The organism is Solimonas aquatica, assembly GCF_900111015.1.
Lineage (GTDB): Bacteria > Pseudomonadota > Gammaproteobacteria > Nevskiales > Nevskiaceae > Solimonas > Solimonas aquatica.
Genome location: NZ_FOFS01000001.1, coordinates 246,787 through 264,053, shown reverse-complemented (window position 1 = coordinate 264,053; position 17,267 = coordinate 246,787). Strand labels below are relative to the sequence as shown.

General features: G+C 67.5%; 17 protein-coding genes. 4 read left to right on the top strand and 13 right to left on the bottom strand.

Annotated features, from left to right (window positions below):
- Nucleotides 1–54: 54 nt before the first annotated feature.
- The 13 genes from BMY12_RS01125 to leuC form a co-directional block, all read right to left on the bottom strand.
- A complete protein-coding gene (locus BMY12_RS01125; RefSeq protein ID WP_093280862.1) occupies nt 55–834 on the bottom strand; it encodes an SPOR domain-containing protein in 780 nt (259 codons plus the stop codon).
- Nucleotides 827–2,086 (bottom strand): bifunctional tetrahydrofolate synthase/dihydrofolate synthase, encoded by a 1,260-nt coding sequence (gene folC / locus BMY12_RS01120; RefSeq protein ID WP_093281625.1) that lies wholly within the window; start codon nt 2,084–2,086, stop codon nt 827–829. Before folC ends, BMY12_RS01125 begins: the two co-directional genes overlap by 8 nt.
- 34 nt (nt 2,087–2,120) lie before the next feature.
- Nucleotides 2,121–3,017, bottom strand: a complete 897-nt coding sequence (accD, locus tag BMY12_RS01115) for an acetyl-CoA carboxylase, carboxyltransferase subunit beta (protein WP_301331411.1) — start codon at nt 3,015–3,017, stop codon at nt 2,121–2,123.
- Nucleotides 3,018–3,091: 74 nt separating this feature from the next.
- The gene (gene trpA / locus BMY12_RS01110; RefSeq protein WP_093280857.1) at nt 3,092–3,916 is read right to left on the bottom strand and encodes a tryptophan synthase subunit alpha; all 825 of its coding nucleotides are present in this window, start codon (nt 3,914–3,916) and stop codon (nt 3,092–3,094) included.
- A complete protein-coding gene (trpB, locus tag BMY12_RS01105; protein ID WP_093281624.1) occupies nt 3,913–5,112 on the bottom strand; it encodes a tryptophan synthase subunit beta in 1,200 nt (399 codons plus the stop codon). The genes trpA and trpB overlap by 4 nt, the downstream gene beginning before the upstream one ends.
- Nucleotides 5,113–5,120: 8 nt before the next feature.
- Nucleotides 5,121–5,759, bottom strand: coding sequence for a phosphoribosylanthranilate isomerase (locus BMY12_RS01100; RefSeq protein WP_093280854.1), 639 nt, complete (start codon nt 5,757–5,759; stop codon nt 5,121–5,123).
- Nucleotides 5,760–5,784: 25 nt separating this feature from the next.
- Nucleotides 5,785–6,564 (bottom strand): tRNA pseudouridine(38-40) synthase TruA, encoded by a 780-nt coding sequence (gene truA, locus BMY12_RS01095; protein ID WP_093280852.1) that lies wholly within the window; start codon nt 6,562–6,564, stop codon nt 5,785–5,787.
- Between the two features lie 38 nt (nt 6,565–6,602).
- Complete coding sequence (locus tag BMY12_RS01090; RefSeq protein ID WP_177188781.1) at nt 6,603–7,811, bottom strand: FimV/HubP family polar landmark protein; 1,209 nt, start codon at nt 7,809–7,811, stop codon at nt 6,603–6,605.
- A 52-nt stretch (nt 7,812–7,863) separates the two neighbouring features.
- On the bottom strand, nt 7,864–8,871 hold the full coding sequence (locus tag BMY12_RS01085) for an aspartate-semialdehyde dehydrogenase (RefSeq protein WP_093280847.1): 1,008 nt from the start codon (nt 8,869–8,871) through the stop codon (nt 7,864–7,866).
- Nucleotides 8,872–9,060: 189 nt separating this feature from the next.
- Nucleotides 9,061–10,170, bottom strand: a complete 1,110-nt coding sequence (gene asd, locus BMY12_RS01080; RefSeq protein WP_093280844.1) for an aspartate-semialdehyde dehydrogenase — start codon at nt 10,168–10,170, stop codon at nt 9,061–9,063.
- 150 nt (nt 10,171–10,320) lie between these two features.
- On the bottom strand, nt 10,321–11,400 hold the full coding sequence (gene leuB, locus BMY12_RS01075; protein WP_093280842.1) for a 3-isopropylmalate dehydrogenase: 1,080 nt from the start codon (nt 11,398–11,400) through the stop codon (nt 10,321–10,323).
- 14 nt (nt 11,401–11,414) lie between these two features.
- On the bottom strand, nt 11,415–12,053 hold the full coding sequence (leuD, locus tag BMY12_RS01070; RefSeq protein WP_093280839.1) for a 3-isopropylmalate dehydratase small subunit: 639 nt from the start codon (nt 12,051–12,053) through the stop codon (nt 11,415–11,417).
- Between the two features lie 26 nt (nt 12,054–12,079).
- Complete coding sequence (leuC, locus tag BMY12_RS01065) at nt 12,080–13,486, bottom strand: 3-isopropylmalate dehydratase large subunit (protein WP_093280837.1); 1,407 nt, start codon at nt 13,484–13,486, stop codon at nt 12,080–12,082.
- Nucleotides 13,487–13,634: 148 nt separating this feature from the next.
- On the opposite strand from leuC, the gene BMY12_RS01060 reads away from it, so the two are divergent.
- The 4 genes from BMY12_RS01060 (at nt 13,635) to BMY12_RS01045 (ending at nt 17,092) form a co-directional block, all read left to right on the top strand.
- A complete protein-coding gene (locus tag BMY12_RS01060) occupies nt 13,635–14,522 on the top strand; it encodes a LysR family transcriptional regulator (RefSeq protein ID WP_093280834.1) in 888 nt (295 codons plus the stop codon).
- Between the two features lie 83 nt (nt 14,523–14,605).
- A complete protein-coding gene (locus BMY12_RS01055; protein WP_093280832.1) occupies nt 14,606–15,328 on the top strand; it encodes a hypothetical protein in 723 nt (240 codons plus the stop codon).
- A 100-nt stretch (nt 15,329–15,428) separates the two neighbouring features.
- Entirely contained in the window at nt 15,429–15,791 is a 363-nt protein-coding gene (locus BMY12_RS01050) for a helix-turn-helix domain-containing protein (RefSeq protein ID WP_093280829.1), read from the top strand.
- Complete coding sequence (locus BMY12_RS01045; protein WP_218140019.1) at nt 15,788–17,092, top strand: type II toxin-antitoxin system HipA family toxin; 1,305 nt, start codon at nt 15,788–15,790, stop codon at nt 17,090–17,092. The genes BMY12_RS01050 and BMY12_RS01045 overlap by 4 nt, the downstream gene beginning before the upstream one ends.
- Nucleotides 17,093–17,267 lie beyond the last annotated feature (175 nt).

Sequence of the window (17,267 nt, the reverse complement as noted above, 5' to 3'; positions counted from 1 at the left end):
ACGGCGACGCCGATTTTACCACTGCGCGACCGCCGACGCGGTCGGGACTTCCCTTCAGGGCGCGACCAGGGCCGCGGCGGCATAGCCCGCCGCGCTCAGGCGCGTCTGCGCGGCCTGCGCCTGCTCACGATCCTTGAACGGACCGGCGCGCACGCGATAGATGGTGCCCTTGTTGGTGTCCACCGGCGCGATGATGCAGCCCAGGTTCCTGCCCTGCACCTGTTTCTGCACCTGCCGCGCGTTGTCGATGTCCGCATAGCCGCCCAGCTGCACGAACCAGTTGCCGCCAGTGGGCGCAGCCGGCGCCTTGAGCACTGGCGGTGCAGGCGCGAGCGCCGGCTTGTTCGCGACTGCAGGCTTCTCCGCGCTGCTCTTGCTGTCGGCACTGGGCTTGTCGACGGGCGCCTTGGCGGCAGGCGCCGGCTCCTCGGCGGTAGCGGGTTTGCTGCTCGCCACCGTTTTCGCCGGCACGGGCCTGCCGGCTGGCGGCGCGGGCGCTGCCGGCGGCGCTTCGGGCTTGTGCTGATCGGGCACTTTGCCTGCCGGCTCCGGTGGTGCATCGACATCGCCGCCCGCAGCCGCCTCCATCTCGGCGGGCGAGAGCGCGGCCTCAGCCGGCTCCGGCGCAGCCTGCAGCGTCGGCGGCGTGGTCTGATCCGAAGGCGGTATCGCAACCGGCGCCTCCGCCTCCGCCTCCGCCTGCAAGGGGATGGTGACCTGCTGGATGTCGGGCGGTGTCTTCTCGCCCGGCCCCGGCAGCAGCGACACCAGCGCAAAGCCCAGCAGCAGCACCACGCCGGCCCCGGCCAGACGTTTCTTCAGCTTTTCATCCATGGCGATCCAGTTCTTCAATCGCGGCAGCCACGGTCAGAAAGGAACCGGCCACCAGCACTTGTCCCTCGGCCGGCAGCGCCGCTCGCGCCGCCTGCAGAGCCTCGGCCATATTCTCGCAGCCCTGCGCGGCGATGCCCGCCGCCTGCAGCTGCTGCGCCAGCGCCGCCGCGCTCAGGCCGCGCGGACCCGGCAGGCCCACAGTGAGGATGCGCTGCAGATGCGGCGCCAGACACTGCGCCACCGCCGCCACCGGCTTGTCGGACAGCATGCCCAGCAGCAGCACGCGCGGCCGTGGCTGTGCGGCGAGCTGCTGCGCGAGCACCTGCGCGGATTCCAGATTGTGCGCCACGTCCAGCAGCAGGCCTCGATAGATCTCGCAGCGTCCGCGCAGACGCAGCTGCGGCAGCGCCTTGCGGATGGCCTCTTCCGCCACCGGGCGACTGGCTGCACCGGCCAGCACGGCCGCGATCACGCCGGCGGCATTCTGGTACTGGATCGCCCCGGGCAGTCCCGGCGCCGGCAGCTCGCGCAGGCGGGTCTCGCCGCGCTGCCAGCACCAGCGGCCATCGGCCTGCCGCTCGTAGTCGAAATCGCGGCCCAGGCGCAGCGCGGGCGCGGCCGTCTGCGCAGCGGCACTCACCGAGTCCGGCGGCGCGCGCTCGACCAGCACCGCCGGACGGGCGCTGCGCAGGATGCCGGCCTTCTCGCGGCCGATGCTCTCGCGATCCGGCCCGAGATAATCCTGATGATCCAGCCCCACATTGGTGATCAGCGCGACATCGGCATCGACCAGATTCACCGCATCCAGGCGTCCGCCCAGGCCCACTTCCAGCACCTGCACCTGCACGCCGGCCTCGCGGAACAGCCAGAGCGCGGCCAGGGTGCCGTATTCGAAATAGGTCAGCGAGATCTCGCCGCGCGCGGCTTCGATGGCGGCAAAGGCGCGGCACAGCGCGACCTCGGACACCGGCGCGCCATCGATCTGCACGCGCTCGGTGTAATGCAGCAGATGCGGCGAGGTGTAGAGCCCGGTGCTGTAGCCGGCGGCGCGGTAGATGCCGGCGGCCAGATGCGCGCTGGAACCCTTGCCGTTGGTGCCGGCGATGGCGAGGGTGAAGATGCTCTTGGCGGGCAGCGCCAGACGCTGCGCCACTGCGCGCACGCGGCCCAGGCCCAGCTCGATGCTGCGCGGATGCAGACGCTCCTGCAGACGCAGCCACTCGTCGAGGCTGCGTGCGGCGGGTTCGGACACCTGCAAGCTAGGGGGCGATGACGGCGGCTGCGGATCAGGCGCCGGACTTGGTCTCGGCGGGCCCGAAATGCGTGAGCATGGCCAGGATGTTGAAGATCTTCTCGCGCATCTCGCGGCGGTCGACGATCAGGTCGATGGCGCCCTTCTCGAGCAGGAACTCGGCGCGCTGGAAGCCTTCCGGCAGCTTCTGGCGCACGGTCTGCTCGATCACGCGCGGACCGGCGAAGCCGATCAGGGCGCGCGGTTCGGCGATCTGGATATCACCCAGCTGCGCGAAGCTGGCCGAGACGCCGCCCATGGTCGGATGCGTGAGCACCGAAATGAAGGGCAGACCGCGCTCGCCGAGCTTGGCCAGGGCCGCGGAGGTCTTGGCCATCTGCATCAGCGAGAACAGCGATTCCTGCATGCGCGCGCCGCCGGTGGCGGAGAAGCACACGAAGGGCGTGCCGTATTCCAGGCAGGCATTGACGCCGCGTACGAATTTCTCACCCACCACGCTGCCCATCGAGCCGCCCATGAAGCTGAACTCGAAGGCCGCCGCCACCAGAGGCAGACCCTGCACGCGGCCGCGCATCACCACCAGCGCGTCCTTTTCCTCGGTATCGGTCTGCGCTTCCCTGATGCGGTCGGTGTACTTGCGGCTGTCCTTGAACTTCAAGGGATCGATCGGGCCGACCTCGGCACCGATCTCCTCGCGCGCTTCCGGGTCGAGGAAATGGTTGAGACGGTCACGCGCACCGATGGGCCGGTGCGTGCCGCACTTGGGGCAGACCTCCAGAGTGCGCTCCAGCTCGGCGCGGTACAGCACGGACTGGCAGCTGTCGCACTTGGTCCACAGTCCCTCCGGCACATTGCGCTTGCGCGCACCCATGGTCAGCAGCTTGGAACCGTGAATTTTGTCGAGCCAGCTCATCGAGTCGGTGGAAGCCATGTGGAGGTTGCCCAGTGTAGCGGTTCCGGAGGACGTCCGGCGCCGGCCGGGACCTTGAGACCTTCTTGTGCCGCTTAAGCGGCCAGGCTGTCAAGCGCCAGGCGCAGGGAATGGAGTTTTTCCTGCAGGATCGCCGGCAAAGCCGACGGGTTCTGCTGGTTTTTTTCGATTTCCGAAACCAGGGCGCTGCCCACGATCACGCCGTCGGACACCGCACCCACCGCCTTGGCCGAAGCCGCGTCGCGGATGCCGAAGCCCACCACCAGCGGCAGGCTGCTGTGCTGGCGGATCTCGGCGAGCTTGGCCGAGACGCTGGCCACGTCCAGGCTGGCGGCGCCGGTCACACCCTTGAGCGAGACGTAATAGAGATAGCCGCTGGCCTCGCGGGCGATGGCGGCGATGCGCTCCGCCGGACTGGTCGGCGCGATCAGGAAAATGCAGTCCAGGCCGTGCGCGCGCAGCGTCGGCAGATAGGTATCGGCCTCTTCCACCGCCAGGTCCACCAGCAGCACGCCGTCCACGCCGGCGGCCTGCGCGCGCTCGGCGAAAGCCTTGAGGCCACGCGTTTCCACCGGATTGAGATAGCCCATCAGCACCACCGGCGTCTGGCTGTCCTGGCGCCGGAACTCGGCGACCATGTCCAGCACCTTCCACAAGCCCGTGTGATGCGCCAGGGCGCGCTCGCAAGCGAGCTGGATCACCGGGCCGTCGGCCATCGGATCGGAAAACGGCACGCCCAGCTCGATGACATCGGCGCCGCCGCGCACCAGGGCGTGCATCAGGCCCACGCTGTGCTCGGGCGCCGGATCACCGGCGGTGATGTAGGGAATCAGGGCCTTGCGGCCAGCCTGGCGCAGCTGCTGCAGGCGTTGCGAAAGACGCGTGTTGGCGGCGCTCATGACAGCGAGATTCCTTCCAGCTTGGCAATCGTGAAAATGTCCTTGTCGCCGCGACCGGAGAGGTTCACAACGATGCGCTGATCCGGGCGCAGGGTGGGTGCGAGCTTCTTGGCATAGGCCACGGCGTGCGCCGATTCCAGCGCCGGGATGATGCCTTCGGCACGGGTCAGCTCATGAAACGCGGCCAGGGCCTCGTCGTCGGTGGCGTCCACGTAACGCACGCGGCCCAGGTCCTTGAGCCAGGAATGCTCGGGGCCCACGCCGGGGTAATCGAGGCCCGCCGAGATCGAGTGCGTGCCGATCACCTGCCCGTCCTCGTCGGCCATGATGTAGGTGCGGTTGCCGTGCAGCACGCCGGGCTTGCCGGCGGTGAGCGGCGCGGCGTGCTCGCCGCTGGCCACGCCCTTGCCGCCCGCCTCCACGCCATACATCGCCACCTGCGGGTGGTCGATGAAGGGATAGAACATGCCGATGGCATTGGAGCCGCCGCCCACGCAGGCCACCAGCGCGTCCGGCAGCTGGCCGAACTTCTCCTGGCTCTGCGCAATCACCTCGCTGCCGATCACCGACTGGAAGTCGCGCACCAGCATCGGGTAAGGATGCGGGCCGGCGACGGTGCCGATCACGTAGAAAGTGTCATCGACATTGCTCACCCAGTCGCGCATCGCCTCGTTCATGGCGTCCTTGAGCGTCTTGGTGCCGCTGTGCACCGGCCGCACCTCGGCGCCCAGCAGCTTCATGCGGAACACGTTCGGCGACTGGCGCTCCACGTCCTCGGCGCCCATGTACACCACGCACTTCAGGCCCAGGCGCGCGGCGATGGTGGCGGAGGCCACGCCATGCTGGCCGGCGCCGGTCTCGGCGATGATGCGCGGCTTGCCCAGATACTTGGCCAGCAGCGCCTGCCCCACCGTGTTGTTGATCTTGTGCGCGCCGGTGTGGTTGAGATCCTCGCGCTTGAGCCAGATCTGCGCCCCGCCCCAGCGCTGCGTCAGGTTCTGCGCGTGATACAGCGGGCTGGGACGGCCCACGTAATCGCGCAGGTCTTCGTGAAAGGCCTTGATGAAACCCGGATCGCGCCGCAGGCGCTCATAGGCTTCGGCGAGTTCACGCAGCGGCTGCATCAGGGTTTCGGCGACGAACTGTCCGCCGTAGATGCCGAAATGGCCGTGGGCGTCGGGGTACTGATAAGTCATGGCTTTGCTCATGGTTTGGCGCGACGCGCATCGGCGCGGCGCACGGCGGCAACGAAATCGCGCATGGCCGTGGCGTTCTTCACGCCGGGCCGCGACTCGATGCCACTGGAAACATCCACGCCATAGGGCTGCATCAGCGCGATGCCCTTGGCGACGTTACGGGGAGTCAGGCCGCCGGCGAGAATCAGCGGCTTGTTCACTGCCGGCAGTGCCGCCCAGTCGAAGGTCTCGCCCTGCCCGCCCATCTCGCCCGGCGCGTGACCGTCGAGCAGCAGGCCGGCGGCGCCGGCGTGGCGGCGGGCCTCGGCTTTCAATGAAACCTTGCCGCGCATCGCCACGGATTTGAGATACGGCAGACCGAAGCTCGCGCAGAAACCGGCCGGCTCGCCGCCGTGAAACTGGAGCAGATCCGGACGCAGGGTATCGATGGCGTCCTGCACGCTGGCGGCGTCCTGATCCTTGAACAGCGCCACCGCGCTGACGAAGGGCGGCAGGCGCGTGCGCAGCGTGGCGGCGTCCTCGGCGCGGATGAAGCGCGGGCTGGCCGGGACCAGGACGAAACCGATGGCATCCACACCGCAATCGACCGCGCTGGCGATATCGACGGCGCGGCGCAGACCGCAGAACTTGATGCGTGTGCGTAGCAATTTTTACTCGTGACAGCGCCCGGCTTCAGCCTGGAAACCAGGGCGCGGGCGGTTCAGGGAGGGCGAATTCTGCCGGATATTCCGCCCCTACGAAATAGAGCCCCGCCGCCGGCGCGGTCATGCCGGCGCATTTGCGGTCACGCGAGGCCAGCACCTGCGCCACCCAGGCCACGGGCTGCTCGCCCATGCCCACCGGCAACAGCGTGCCGGCGATGTTGCGCACCATGTGGTGCAGAAAGGCATTGCCGATCACGTCCATCACCACGAACTCGCCGCGCCGCTGCACCGTCAGGCGATGCAGATTGCGCATCGGCGTGGGCGACTGGCACTGCGAATCGCGAAACGCCGAGAAGTCGTTCTCGCCCAGCAGGCATTGCGCGGCCTCGTGCATGGCCTGCGCATCGAGCTGCTGCGGCCACCAGGCGGCGCGCTCCCGGCACAGCGCGCTGCGCGCGCGATGGTTGTGAATCACATAGCGGTAGCGCCGCGCCACCGCGGCGTAGCGCGCGTGAAAGTTCTCCGCCACCGGCTGCACCCAGCGCAGGCTGATGTCGGGTGGCAGATTGGTGTTGGTGCCCAGCAGCCAGGCGTAATCGCTGCGCCGCGCCGGGCTGTCGAAGTGCGCGATCTGCTGCAGGGCATGCACGCCGGCATCGGTGCGTCCGGCCGCCACCACTTCCAGCGGGTGATCGGCCACCTTGCCCAGGGCGCGCTCCAGCTCGCCCTGCACGGTCTGGCGACCGCTCAGGGCCTGCCAGCCGGAATAAGCCGTGCCGATGTATTCGATACCGACCGCGTAGCGCATGTGCTGAATCCAGGCGCCTCAGCCGCCCGAGCCGGGCTTCAAGGCAGACGCGCGAGCAGCGCCTCGGCATCGCTCTGCTGCTGGCGATCGCCCTGCTGCAGCACCTCGCGCAGCAGCACGCGCGCCAGCATCGGCTCGCCCATCTCGATATAGGCGCGCGCCAGATCCAGCTTGGTGCCGATCTCGTCGGTGCTGATCGGATCGGTGGCCAGCGGCGGATTGGCCAGCGTCAGCGATTCGGCGTGCCGCACCGGCGCAGGCGCCGGCTCGACCACGGGCGGCGGCACGGGCGCCGGTGCCGATGGCGGCGCTTCTGCCGCTGGTGGTGGTGAGGGCGGCGGAGGTGGTGGTGGCGCCGCCGCAGGCGCGGGCGGTGCCTCGGCGGGCTTGGCTTGCGGCTCGGGCGCCGGTGGCGGCGGCACCTTGAAGCTGGGCTCTGCGTCCTGCTGTGCACGTCGCCGGCGGCGGCTCAGGGACAGCGCCAGCACGGCCACGAACAACACCAGCAGCAGCGGCGCCAGCAGTGTCTGCCAGCCCGGCAGCGCGCTGCCCGCCGGCTTGACCGCAGGCGGCGGCGCAAGCACCGGCTGGCTGGCTTGCGGCTTGGGCGCCGGCTCGGTCTGCGCAGGCGGCTCGGCGGCCGGCTCGGCCGGCTTGTCAGCGGGCGGCGCGCTGGGCACATCGCTGGCGTCGGCCTCGACCTGGGCCACCGACACCGGCTGCCCGGCCGGCGGCGGCGGCGCGATCTGCAGGGGATCGATCACCGGCCGGCTCGGTTCGGTGGCTTCGCCGCCTTTCCACAGGCGCCGCAGCTCGGCGCGCGCCTCGTTGGCGCTCAGCCCGGTGATCTCCGCGCGCGTGGGCACGCGCAGTACCGCACCCTTGGTGAGCTTGTTGATGGTGCCTTCGAAGGCGCGCGGATTGGCGCGATACAGCGCCACCAGCACCTGCTCGGTCACCACCTTGCTGTCCGGGCGCATGCGATTGGCGATGCTCCACAGGGTCTCGGCGGGCTTCACCGGACCATAGAACTCGCCCACCGGATTGCTGGGCGCCGCCGGCGCGGCCTTCGCCGCTTCCGGCGCGGCGGCCTTGGCTGCGGCGGCACTGTCCTGCTCTGCCGGCGCCGGCTGCGCCGCGTCCTGGGCCTGCGCGAGGTTCGTCGCGGCCAGCAGCATCAGCAAGGCCGTGACACCGCGCGCGTGGCAACGCACATCGAGCAGGGACTGCCTGAATCGTCCGGTCATGCCTGAAGAGCCTGGGCCTTGGTTGGGCGGCGCTGCCGCGCCGATGGCGGGATTATAGATAGTCGCGCAGCAGGGTTTCGCCGCAGCGTACGGCATTGTCGGCGGCGCCGCGCAGATTGTCGCTGCTGAGCCAGAACTGCAGGCTGCGGCCATCAGCACCCAGACGCAGGCGCGCGATGCGGATCGCCGGCTCCAGCGCGGCATCGCGTACCGGCGAGGGCAGCTCGCCGGCCAGCAGGCTGTCTTCCAGCACGAAACCCGCCAGCGCGGTGCGCGCGGCCTCCAGCGTCGGCGCCCCGGCAAAGCGCGCACTGATACTGGCGCTGAAGCCGTAGAACACCGGCGCCGCCACCAGGCTGATGTTGCTGGCCAGCGCCGGATTGCCCAGCAGCGTGCCCAGCTCATCGGCGATGCGCCGTTCACGCTCGGTGCGGCCGTCGCCACCGGCATCGGCATCCTGGGGAATCAGGTTGAAGGCGATCTGCTGCGCGTAGTGGCGACGCTCATAGGCGCGGACATTGAGCAGCGCCGTGGTCTCGCGCGCCAGATCCTCCAGCGCCGCGCGGCCGAAATCGGAGGCCGGCAGCAGCGCGGTGAGGTCCAGCTCGCGCAAGCCGAAGGCCTGATCCAGGGCCGCCAGCACCGGCGCCAGCGCGATATTGAGACGATCCGGCGCGGCGATGATGCCGCGCTCGTTGAACTGCGCCAGGGCCTGCGGATTGAGCGTGGCCAGCACGCGCGGAATCGCGCTGTCCTGCCAGTCCTGGCCGCTGGCGTCGATCACCACCACGCCGGCATCGGCGGCACGCTCGGCCGCGGCGGCGAGCTGCGCATCACCGTCGCAGAGAAAGGCCAGCTGCACCTGCGAGAACTCGAACTGTCGCGCGTCTTCCACCAGCAGCGGGCGGCCGAGAAAGTCGATGGTGGCGTCTTCCTCCGGGTCCAGCGCCAGCGCCGAAAGCTCGTTCATCGCAAAGCGCCGCTCGCCCAGCAGCTCCAGCACCGCCTCGGCCAGCGGTCCGCTGGCGCCAATCAGCGCGACATCCACACGTTTGGACATGAAAGCTTCGCCTCGAAGAAATGCGATCAGGCACGAGTCTCGGCAAACAGCACCTGCGCTGCCAGTGATTCCTGCGCGAGCGGGAATGACAGCTGGCGGCCGAGATTCTGAAGCTGATCAGCAAAAGAAAAACCCGTCCGCAGCGAAAAGGCTGCGGACGGGCGGGATGATACAGATCAGCGGGAAGCTTTAGCGTTCGAGCACGATGCGCAGCATGCGGCGCAGCGGTTCGGCGGCGCCCCACAGCAGCTGATCGCCGATCACGAAGGCCGAGAGGTACTCCGGCCCCAGATTGAGCTTGCGCACGCGGCCCACGCCCACCTGCAGGCCGCCGGTGATGGACGCCGGGGTGAGTTCCTTGACGCTGATCGCGCGCTCGTTGGGCACCCACTTCACCCAGTCATTGCCGCTCTTGATGATCTGCTCGATCTCGGCCAGCGGCAGATCGCGCTTGAGCTTGAGCGTCAGCGCCAGGCTGTGGCAGCGCATGGCGCCGATGCGCACGCACAGGCCGTCCACCGGGATCGGCGTGGTGTTGCCGAGAATCTTGTTGACCTCGGCCTGACCCTTCCATTCTTCCTTGGACTGGCCGTTTTCCAGCTGCGCGTCGATCCAGGGAATCAGACCGCCGGCCAGCGGCGCGCCGAAGAATTCCGTGGGAACGTCCTCGCGGATGCTGGCCGCGACCTTGCGGTCGATGTCGAGAATCGCCGAGGCCGGCGTGGCCAGCTCCGAGGCCACGGCGGAATGAATCACGCCCATGCCCTTGAGCAGCTCGCGCATGTGATTGGCGCCGCCGCCGGACGCCGCCTGATAGGTCATGGAGCTGACCCATTCCACCAGGCCCTCGCGGAACAGGCCGCCCACGCCCATCAGCAGGATGGAGTTGGTGCAGTTGCCGCCGATGTAGTTCTTCACGCCCCTGGCCAGGGCCGCGTCGATGACGTTGCGGTTCACCGGGTCGAGGATGATCACCGCATCATCCTTCATGCGCAGGGCCGAGGCCGCGTCGATCCAGTAACCATCCCAGCCGCTGGCGCGCAGCTTGGGGAAGATCTCATTGGTGTAGTCGCCGCCCTGGCAGCTGATGATCACGTCCATGCCCTTGAGCGCGTCGATGCTGTTGGCATCCTTGAGCGCGGGCGTGGCCTTGCCATTGAGCTGCGGGCCGGCGCCGCCGGCGCTGGACGTGCTGAAGAAATGCGGCTCCACCTGCGCGAAGTCGTTTTCTTCCTGCATGCGCTGCATCAGCACCGAGCCGACCATGCCGCGCCAACCCACCATTCCCAGCTTCTTCATGTCAGTGCCTCTTCAATTTGCTGTTGCTCCCTCTCCCCGCTTGCGGGGAGAGGGATGGGGTGAGGGGCGCCTTCCGCTCTTGCCGCTGACAGCCCCTCACCCTGGCCCTCTCCTCTTGTCAGGGGAGAGGGAATTTTGACCATGCCGTTCTCAGTGCTTCAGCGCCGCCACGAAGGCATCGCCCATCTCGCGCGTGCCGATGATCTTGTCACCGGGCTGCGCGATATCGCCGGTGCGATGTCCGGCCTTCAGCACCTTCTTCACCGCCGCGTCGATGCGCCCGGCCAGATCCGCGCGGCCGAAGCTGTACTTGAACATCATGCCCACCGACAGCAGCGTGGCCAGCGGATTGGCCTTGTTCTGGCCGGCGATGTCCGGCGCGCTGCCGTGGATCGGCTCGTACAGACCCTTGTTGTTGGCGTCCAGCGAGGCCGAAGGCAGCATGCCGATGGAGCCGGCCAGCATCGAGGCCTCGTCCGAGAGGATGTCGCCGAAGATATTGCCGGTGACGATCACGTCGAACTGCTTGGGCTTCTTCACCAGCTGCATCGCCGCGTTGTCCACGTACATATGCGTCAGCTCCACGTCCGGATACTCCTTGCCGACGCGGATCATCACCTCGCGCCACAGCCGCGAAGTCTCCAGCACGTTCTCCTTGTCCACCGAGCACAGGCGCTTGCTGCGCTTGCGCGCGGCCTGGAAGGCGACATGGCCGATGCGCTCGATCTCCGGCACGCTGTAATGCATGGTGTCGTAGCCTTCCTCGAAGCCTTCGGCGTTCTGGCGACGGCCACGCGGCTGGCCGAAGTAAATGTCGCCGGTCAGCTCACGCAGAATCAGGATGTCCAGGCCGGCGATCACTTCCGGCTTGAACGAGGACGCCGCCGACAGTTCTTCATAAGCCAGGGCCGGACGCAGGTTGGCGAACAGGCCCAGATCCTTGCGGATGCCGAGAATGCCCTGCTCCGGACGCACCGCGCGCGGCAGGCTGTCGTACTTCGGGCCGCCGACCGCGCCCATCAGGATCGCATCGGCCTCGCGTGCGGCCTTCTGCGTGGACGGCGGATAGGGATGACCTTCGGCGTCGTACGCCGCGCCGCCCAGATGACCGAAGGACCATTCGATGGCCACGCCCTCGGCCTTGAACAGTTCCAGCACCTTCACGGCCTCGGCCATGATTTCCTGGCCGATGTAATCGCCGGGCAGAATCAGGATCTTCTTGTTGCTCATCGTTGCGACCTTTGTCAGTTGAACAGCCAGGGCGCTTCGCTGCGGCGGCACGCCTCGTAGGCCTTGATCTTCTCGGCGTGCTGCAGCGTCTCGCCGATCTCATCCAGGCCGCGGATCATCTTGTCCTTGCGCAGCGGATCGATCTGGAACTTGAACAGCAGACCGTTCGGGCCGCGCACTTCCTGCGCCGGCAGATCGATGCTGAAGCTCGCGGCGGCATCGGCGGCCACGGCCTTGAAGATCGCGTCCACTTCCTCGGTCTTCAGGACCACCGGCAGCACGCCGTTCTTGAAGCAGTTGGAGAAGAAGATGTCGGCGTAGCTGGGCGCGATCACCGCGCGAAAGCCGTAGTCGTCCAGCGCCCAGACCGCGTGCTCGCGCGAGGAGCCGCAGCCGAAGTTGTCGCGCGCGATCAGGATCTGCGCGTTCTGGTGCTGCGGCTGGTTGAGCACGAACTCGGGATTGACGCGGCGCGTGGCCGGATCGATGTCCAGGGTGCCCGGGTCCAGGTAGCGCCAGTCATCGAACAGGAAAGGTCCGAAGCCGGTGCGGTAGATGGACTTCAGATACTGCTTGGCGATGATGGCATCGGTGTCGACATTGGCGCGGTCCAGCGGCGCGACCTTCGAACTCACCACATTGAAAGCTTTCATTGGCTTGTTGTCCCCTTACAGGCTGCTTACAGGCTGCGCACGTCCACGAAGTGACCCATCACACCGGCGGCGGCGGCCATGGCCGGCGACACCAGATGCGTGCGACCACCCTGGCCCTGACGGCCTTCGAAATTGCGGTTGCTGGTGGAGGCGCAGCGCTCGCCCGGCTCCAGGCGGTCGGCGTTCATGGCCAGGCACATGGAGCAGCCCGGCTCGCGCCACTCAAAACCCGCCGCGCGGAAAATCTTGTCCAGGCCTTCGGCTTCCGCCTGCGCCTTCACCAGACCCGAGCCCGGCACCACCATCGCCAGCTTCACGTTCGCGGCCTTCTGGCGACCCTTCACCACCGCTGCGGCGGCGCGCATGTCTTCGATGCGCGAGTTGGTGCAGGAGCCGATGAACACCTTGTCGATCTGGATCGACTCGATGGGCTGGTTGGCGGACAGGCCCATGTAGGCCAGGGCCTTCTCGATGCTGCCGCGTTTCACCGGATCGGCTTCCTGCGCGGGATCGGGCGTGCGCGCCGAGACCGGGCCCACCATTTCCGGCGAGGTGCCCCAGGTGACCTGCGGCGCGATGCTGGCCGCCTCGATCTCCACCACGGTGTCGAACCTGGCACCGGCATCGCTGCGCAGCTGACGCCAGGCCGCGACCGCGCCCTCCCACTGCTCGGGCCTGGGCGCGTAGGGACGGCCCTTCACGTAGTCGATGGTCTTGTCGTCCACCGCCACCAGGCCGGCGCGCGCGCCACCTTCGATGGCCATGTTGCACAGGGTCATGCGGCCTTCCATGGACAGGGCCTCGATGGCCTCGCCCGCGTACTCGATGACATGGCCGGTGCCGCCGGCGGTGCCGATGCGGCCGATGACGGCCAGGGTGATGTCCTTGGCGGTGACGCCGGGACCGACCTGACCCTTGATGCGGATCAGCATGGTCTTGGCCTTCTTCAGCACCAGGGTCTGGGTGGCCAGGGTGTGCTCGACTTCCGAGGTGCCGATGCCGAAGGCCAGCGCGCCGAAGGCGCCGTGCGTGGAGGTGTGCGAATCGCCGCAGACCACGGTCATGCCCGGCAGCGTGGCGCCCTGCTCCGGCCCGATCACATGCACGATGCCCTGACGCGGATCGTTCATGCGGAACTCGGTGATGCCGTACTCGGCGCAGTTGGCGTCCAGGGCATCGACCTGCGCGCGCGAGATCGGGTCGCTGATGCCCTGCGCGCGATCCGGCGTGGTCGGCACATTGTGATCCGCCACCGCCAGATTGGCGCTCAGCCGCCAAGGCTGGCGCTTGTTGAGACGCAGACCGTCGAAGGCCTGCGGGCTGGTGACTTCGTGCACCAGATGGCGGTCGATGTAGATCAGCGCCGAGTCATTGCCGAAATCCTCGACGACGTGGGCATCCCAGATCTTCTGATACAGCGTGCGAGCGGTCATGGCCGGGCTCCGAAGCAATGGCTGAGCATGAAAACGGCGGCGATTGTAGGGAGCGGCGCTCGATAACTCCAATGAATGGTTTTTATGTGTAGCATTCCGCTTCGGAATGAAAGCGACCACCATTCGCCACTCGCCAATCAACCAAGCCATGGACACCCAGTTTCTCAAGGCCTTCGTCGAAATCGCCGACTGCGGCTCCTTCACCCAGGCTGCCGAGCGCCTGCATCTTTCGCAGCCGGCGATCAGCAAGCGCGTCACGGCGCTGGAGGAGCAGATCGGCCACGCCCTGTTCGACCGCGTGGGCCGGCGCATCAGCCTCACCGATGCCGGCCGCATGCTGCTGCCCTATGCGCGGCAGGTGCTGCAGCAGATCGAGGACGGCAAGCGCGCGCTCTCGCACCTGCACGAAGAGATCGGCGGGCGCCTGTCCATCGGCACCAGTCACCACATCGGCCTGCACCGCCTGCCGCCGGTGCTGCGCCGGTACACGCAGGACTATCCGAGTGTGGACCTGGACATCCACTTCATGGATTCGGAAGTTGCCTGTGAAGCGGTGCTGGCCGGCAAGCTGGAACTGGGCATCGTCACCCTGCCCACGCAGCCGCTGCCGCAGCTGCAGCAGCAAATGGTCTGGCCCGACCCGCTGGCCGTGGTCGTGGGCCGGCACCATCCCCTGGCTGGCCGGCGCAAGCTGAGCCTGCGTGAACTGGCCGAACATCCCGCCGTGCTGCCCGATCAGGCCACCTATACCCACCGCATCGTCACCGCCGAGCTGCAGCGCCTGGGCGCCACGCCGCGCGTGCGCCTGGCCACCAATTATCTGGAGACGCTGAAGATGCTCGCCGCCATCGGCCTGGGCTGGAGCGTGCTGCCGGCGTCCATGCTCGACGACAGTCTCTGCGTGCTGAAGATTCCCGAGCTGAGCGTGCAACGCGAGCTGGGCCTGGTCTGGCACGAGAAGCGCGCGATCTCGGCGGCGGCGCAGGCCCTGATTGCCCTGCTGCCCGAACATCGCGAGCGCACGGGGCGCCGCTGATCGACGAATCCGGCCAATATCGTTCACCTGCGCGATTGGTACGCTAGAACACAGTCATCAGACAATACTTAAGGGGAATCTGGATGACGCCTTCACAAATCGCCCACGAGCGGCTGCAGCTCTGGGCCTGCGGCATCGGCTTTGGCCTGTTGTTCTTCGGCGGCCTGATGCCGCTGTCAGGCTTCATCCCGCCGCCTTCGCCGCAGCTGAGCGGCGCGGAGCTGATGGCAAAGTTCGGACCGCACCTGACGGGCGTGAAGGCTGGCATCGTGATGGGACTGCTGGGCGCCTGCCTGCTGGTGCCCTGGTCGGCGATGGTGGCCCTGCAGGTGGCGCGCATGGAACAGGGCCGGCGCTATCCGCTGTGGACGATGTTTTGCTTCGGCGCCGGCATCGTCAATGCCGTGGCGTTCATCCTGCCCTTCATCTTCTGGGCCGGCGCGTTCTACCGTCCTGATCGCTCGCCCGAACTCGTGCAGCTGATCAATGACATGACCTGGATCGAGTTCCTGCTGTTCTTCCCCACCTTCAGCATGCAGCTGATCTGCGTGGGCATGGCCGGCCTGACGCAGCGTCAGGGGCCCAAGGTGTTTCCGCGCTGGTTCCTGTTCCTGAACCTGTGGATGGCCCTGCTCGGTTCCACCGGCATCCTGGCGATCTTCTTCTCGGGCCCCTTCGCCTGGAACGGCGCCATCGGCTTCTATCTGCCGGTGGGCTCCTACGTGCCATTCCTGCTCATCACCTACGTGCAGTTCTACAAGGCGATTGTGGCGGAGAAGCACTGCTATCAGGGCGCAAGCGCCTGACGGAACGCCCGCACAAGGCGCCTGTTTCGGCTCAAGTTAATACGTCATAAATGGCGTATTAACTTGACTCCAGGTGTTTTATACGCCATTTTTGGCGCATATGAAGATCGACGCCCAGCTCACGGACGAAGCGCTGCTGAAGCTGCTGGGACAGCGGCTGATGCAGCAGCGTCTGTCTCGCCATCTCACGCAGCAGCAGCTCGCGGAGCAAGCCGGGCTGGGGCTGCGCACGGTGCAGCGCCTGGAGCAGGGCGAAGCCGCCACCCAACTCTCCGGCTTCCTGCGCGTGTGCCGCGTGCTGGGCCTGCTGGATCGTCTTGAGCTGCTGCTGCCGGAAGTCAGGCCGGGGCCGCTGGCACAGCTGGCGCAGCAGGGGCCGCAACGCCAGCGCGTGCGCAAGACCAAGACGCCGCCGCGCAGCACCAGCAAGGCCGCAGGCTGGGCCTGGGGTGATGAGACGTGATCGCCGAGGTGCGGCTCTGGGGGCGCCGCATCGGCGCGGTGTCGATGGTGGCCGGTCGTGACCACGCCGCCTTTGAATACGACCCGGCCTTTGTTGAAAGCGGCATCCAGCTTTCACCCCTGACCATGCCGCTGGATACGCGGGTGTATGAGTTCCCCGCCCTGCCCCGCATCAGCTTCCATGGTCTGCCGGGCCTGCTGGCAGACAGCCTCCCGGACAAGTTCGGCAACGCGCTGATCGACGCCTGGCTGGCCACGCAGGGCCGCAGCCCGCAGAGCTTCAATGCCGTGGAGCGCCTCTGCTACACCGGCGCGCGCGGCATGGGCGCGCTGGAATTCCTGCCGGCCATCGGCCCCGCGACACCACGTCAGAGCGAAGCCGTGGACGTGGGCGCACTGGTCGCGCTGGCCTCGGAAATCCTCACCCAGCGCAAGAATCTGAAAGCGAGCTTTCGCAGCGCCCGGCGTCAGGCCGCGCTGCAGGACATCCTGCGCGTCGGCACGTCCGCCGGCGGCGCGCGCGCCAAGGCCCTCATCGCCTGGAACCCCGACAGCAACGAAGTGCGCTCCGGCCAGGTGCCGGCCGGTGCCGGCTTCGGCTACTGGCTGCTGAAGTTCGACGGCGTGAGCGGCAACAAGGACAAGGAACTGGAAGACCCCAAGGGCTACGGCGCCATCGAATACGCCTACGCGCTGATGGCGCAGGCGGCGGGCATCACCATGAGCGAATGCCGTCTGCTGGAAGAAAACGGCCGTCGCCACTTCATGACGCGACGCTTCGACCGCACCGCCGAGGGCGGCAAGCTGCACATGCAATCCCTGGCCGCGCTGGCGCACTACGACTACAACCTGCCCGGCGCCTACAGCTATGAACAGGCCCTGCTCGCAATCCGCGCCCTGAACCTGCCGATGGCCGATCTGGAACAACAATTCCGCCGCATGCTGTTCAACGTGGTGGCACGCAACCAGGACGACCACGTGAAGAACATCGCCTTTCTCATGAACCGCGAAGGGCAATGGTCACTGGCGCCCGCCTTCGATCTCACCTACAGCTACAACCCCGACGGCGCCTGGACCGCGCGCCACCAGATGACGCTCAACGGCAAAAGCGACGGCTTCACCCTCGCCGACTTCCGCGCCTGCGCCAAGCACGCCGGTCTCAAGCGCGGACGCGACAAGCTGCTGCTGGAAGAGGTGCTGGCAGCCGTGAAGCGCTGGCCGGCGTTTGCGAAGCAGGCGGGCGTGAGCAAGGCGCAGCGCAGTATGATTGGGCGGGCGCATCGGGTGAGGTTTGGGGAGTAGCTGCGGGACTTTTGGCGCATGAGGCGATTGATGCCGGGAAGAGCCTGACATTGTGGGAGGGGGATTGGCAGCTTTCAGCCCTAAGCGGACAGACGAAAGGGGGGGCATGGACATACCATCTCGATGGCCTATTCGCTTTTTGAGCCAGCCGCGCATCTGTCGGGCTCTCCTTTTC

What these genes read in the sequence shown, in the direction of transcription:
- BMY12_RS01125 (WP_093280862.1), bottom strand. Translation starts at nt 834, where the DNA reads ATGGATGAAAAGCTGAAGAAACGTCTGGCCGGGGCCGGCGTGGTGCTG.
- accD (WP_301331411.1), bottom strand. Translation starts at nt 3,017, where the DNA reads ATGGCTTCCACCGACTCGATGAGCTGGCTCGACAAAATTCACGGTTCC.
- trpA (WP_093280857.1), bottom strand. Translation starts at nt 3,916, where the DNA reads ATGAGCGCCGCCAACACGCGTCTTTCGCAACGCCTGCAGCAGCTGCGC.
- trpB (WP_093281624.1), bottom strand. Translation starts at nt 5,112, where the DNA reads ATGACTTATCAGTACCCCGACGCCCACGGCCATTTCGGCATCTACGGC.
- truA (WP_093280852.1), bottom strand. Translation starts at nt 6,564, where the DNA reads ATGCGCTACGCGGTCGGTATCGAATACATCGGCACGGCTTATTCCGGC.
- BMY12_RS01090 (WP_177188781.1), bottom strand. Translation starts at nt 7,811, where the DNA reads ATGACCGGACGATTCAGGCAGTCCCTGCTCGATGTGCGTTGCCACGCG.
- BMY12_RS01085 (WP_093280847.1), bottom strand. Translation starts at nt 8,871, where the DNA reads ATGTCCAAACGTGTGGATGTCGCGCTGATTGGCGCCAGCGGACCGCTG.
- asd (WP_093280844.1), bottom strand. Translation starts at nt 10,170, where the DNA reads ATGAAGAAGCTGGGAATGGTGGGTTGGCGCGGCATGGTCGGCTCGGTG.
- leuB (WP_093280842.1), bottom strand. Translation starts at nt 11,400, where the DNA reads ATGAGCAACAAGAAGATCCTGATTCTGCCCGGCGATTACATCGGCCAG.
- leuD (WP_093280839.1), bottom strand. Translation starts at nt 12,053, where the DNA reads ATGAAAGCTTTCAATGTGGTGAGTTCGAAGGTCGCGCCGCTGGACCGC.
- leuC (WP_093280837.1), bottom strand. Translation starts at nt 13,486, where the DNA reads ATGACCGCTCGCACGCTGTATCAGAAGATCTGGGATGCCCACGTCGTC.
- BMY12_RS01060 (WP_093280834.1), top strand. Translation starts at nt 13,635, where the DNA reads ATGGACACCCAGTTTCTCAAGGCCTTCGTCGAAATCGCCGACTGCGGC.
- BMY12_RS01055 (WP_093280832.1), top strand. Translation starts at nt 14,606, where the DNA reads ATGACGCCTTCACAAATCGCCCACGAGCGGCTGCAGCTCTGGGCCTGC.
- BMY12_RS01050 (WP_093280829.1), top strand. Translation starts at nt 15,429, where the DNA reads ATGAAGATCGACGCCCAGCTCACGGACGAAGCGCTGCTGAAGCTGCTG.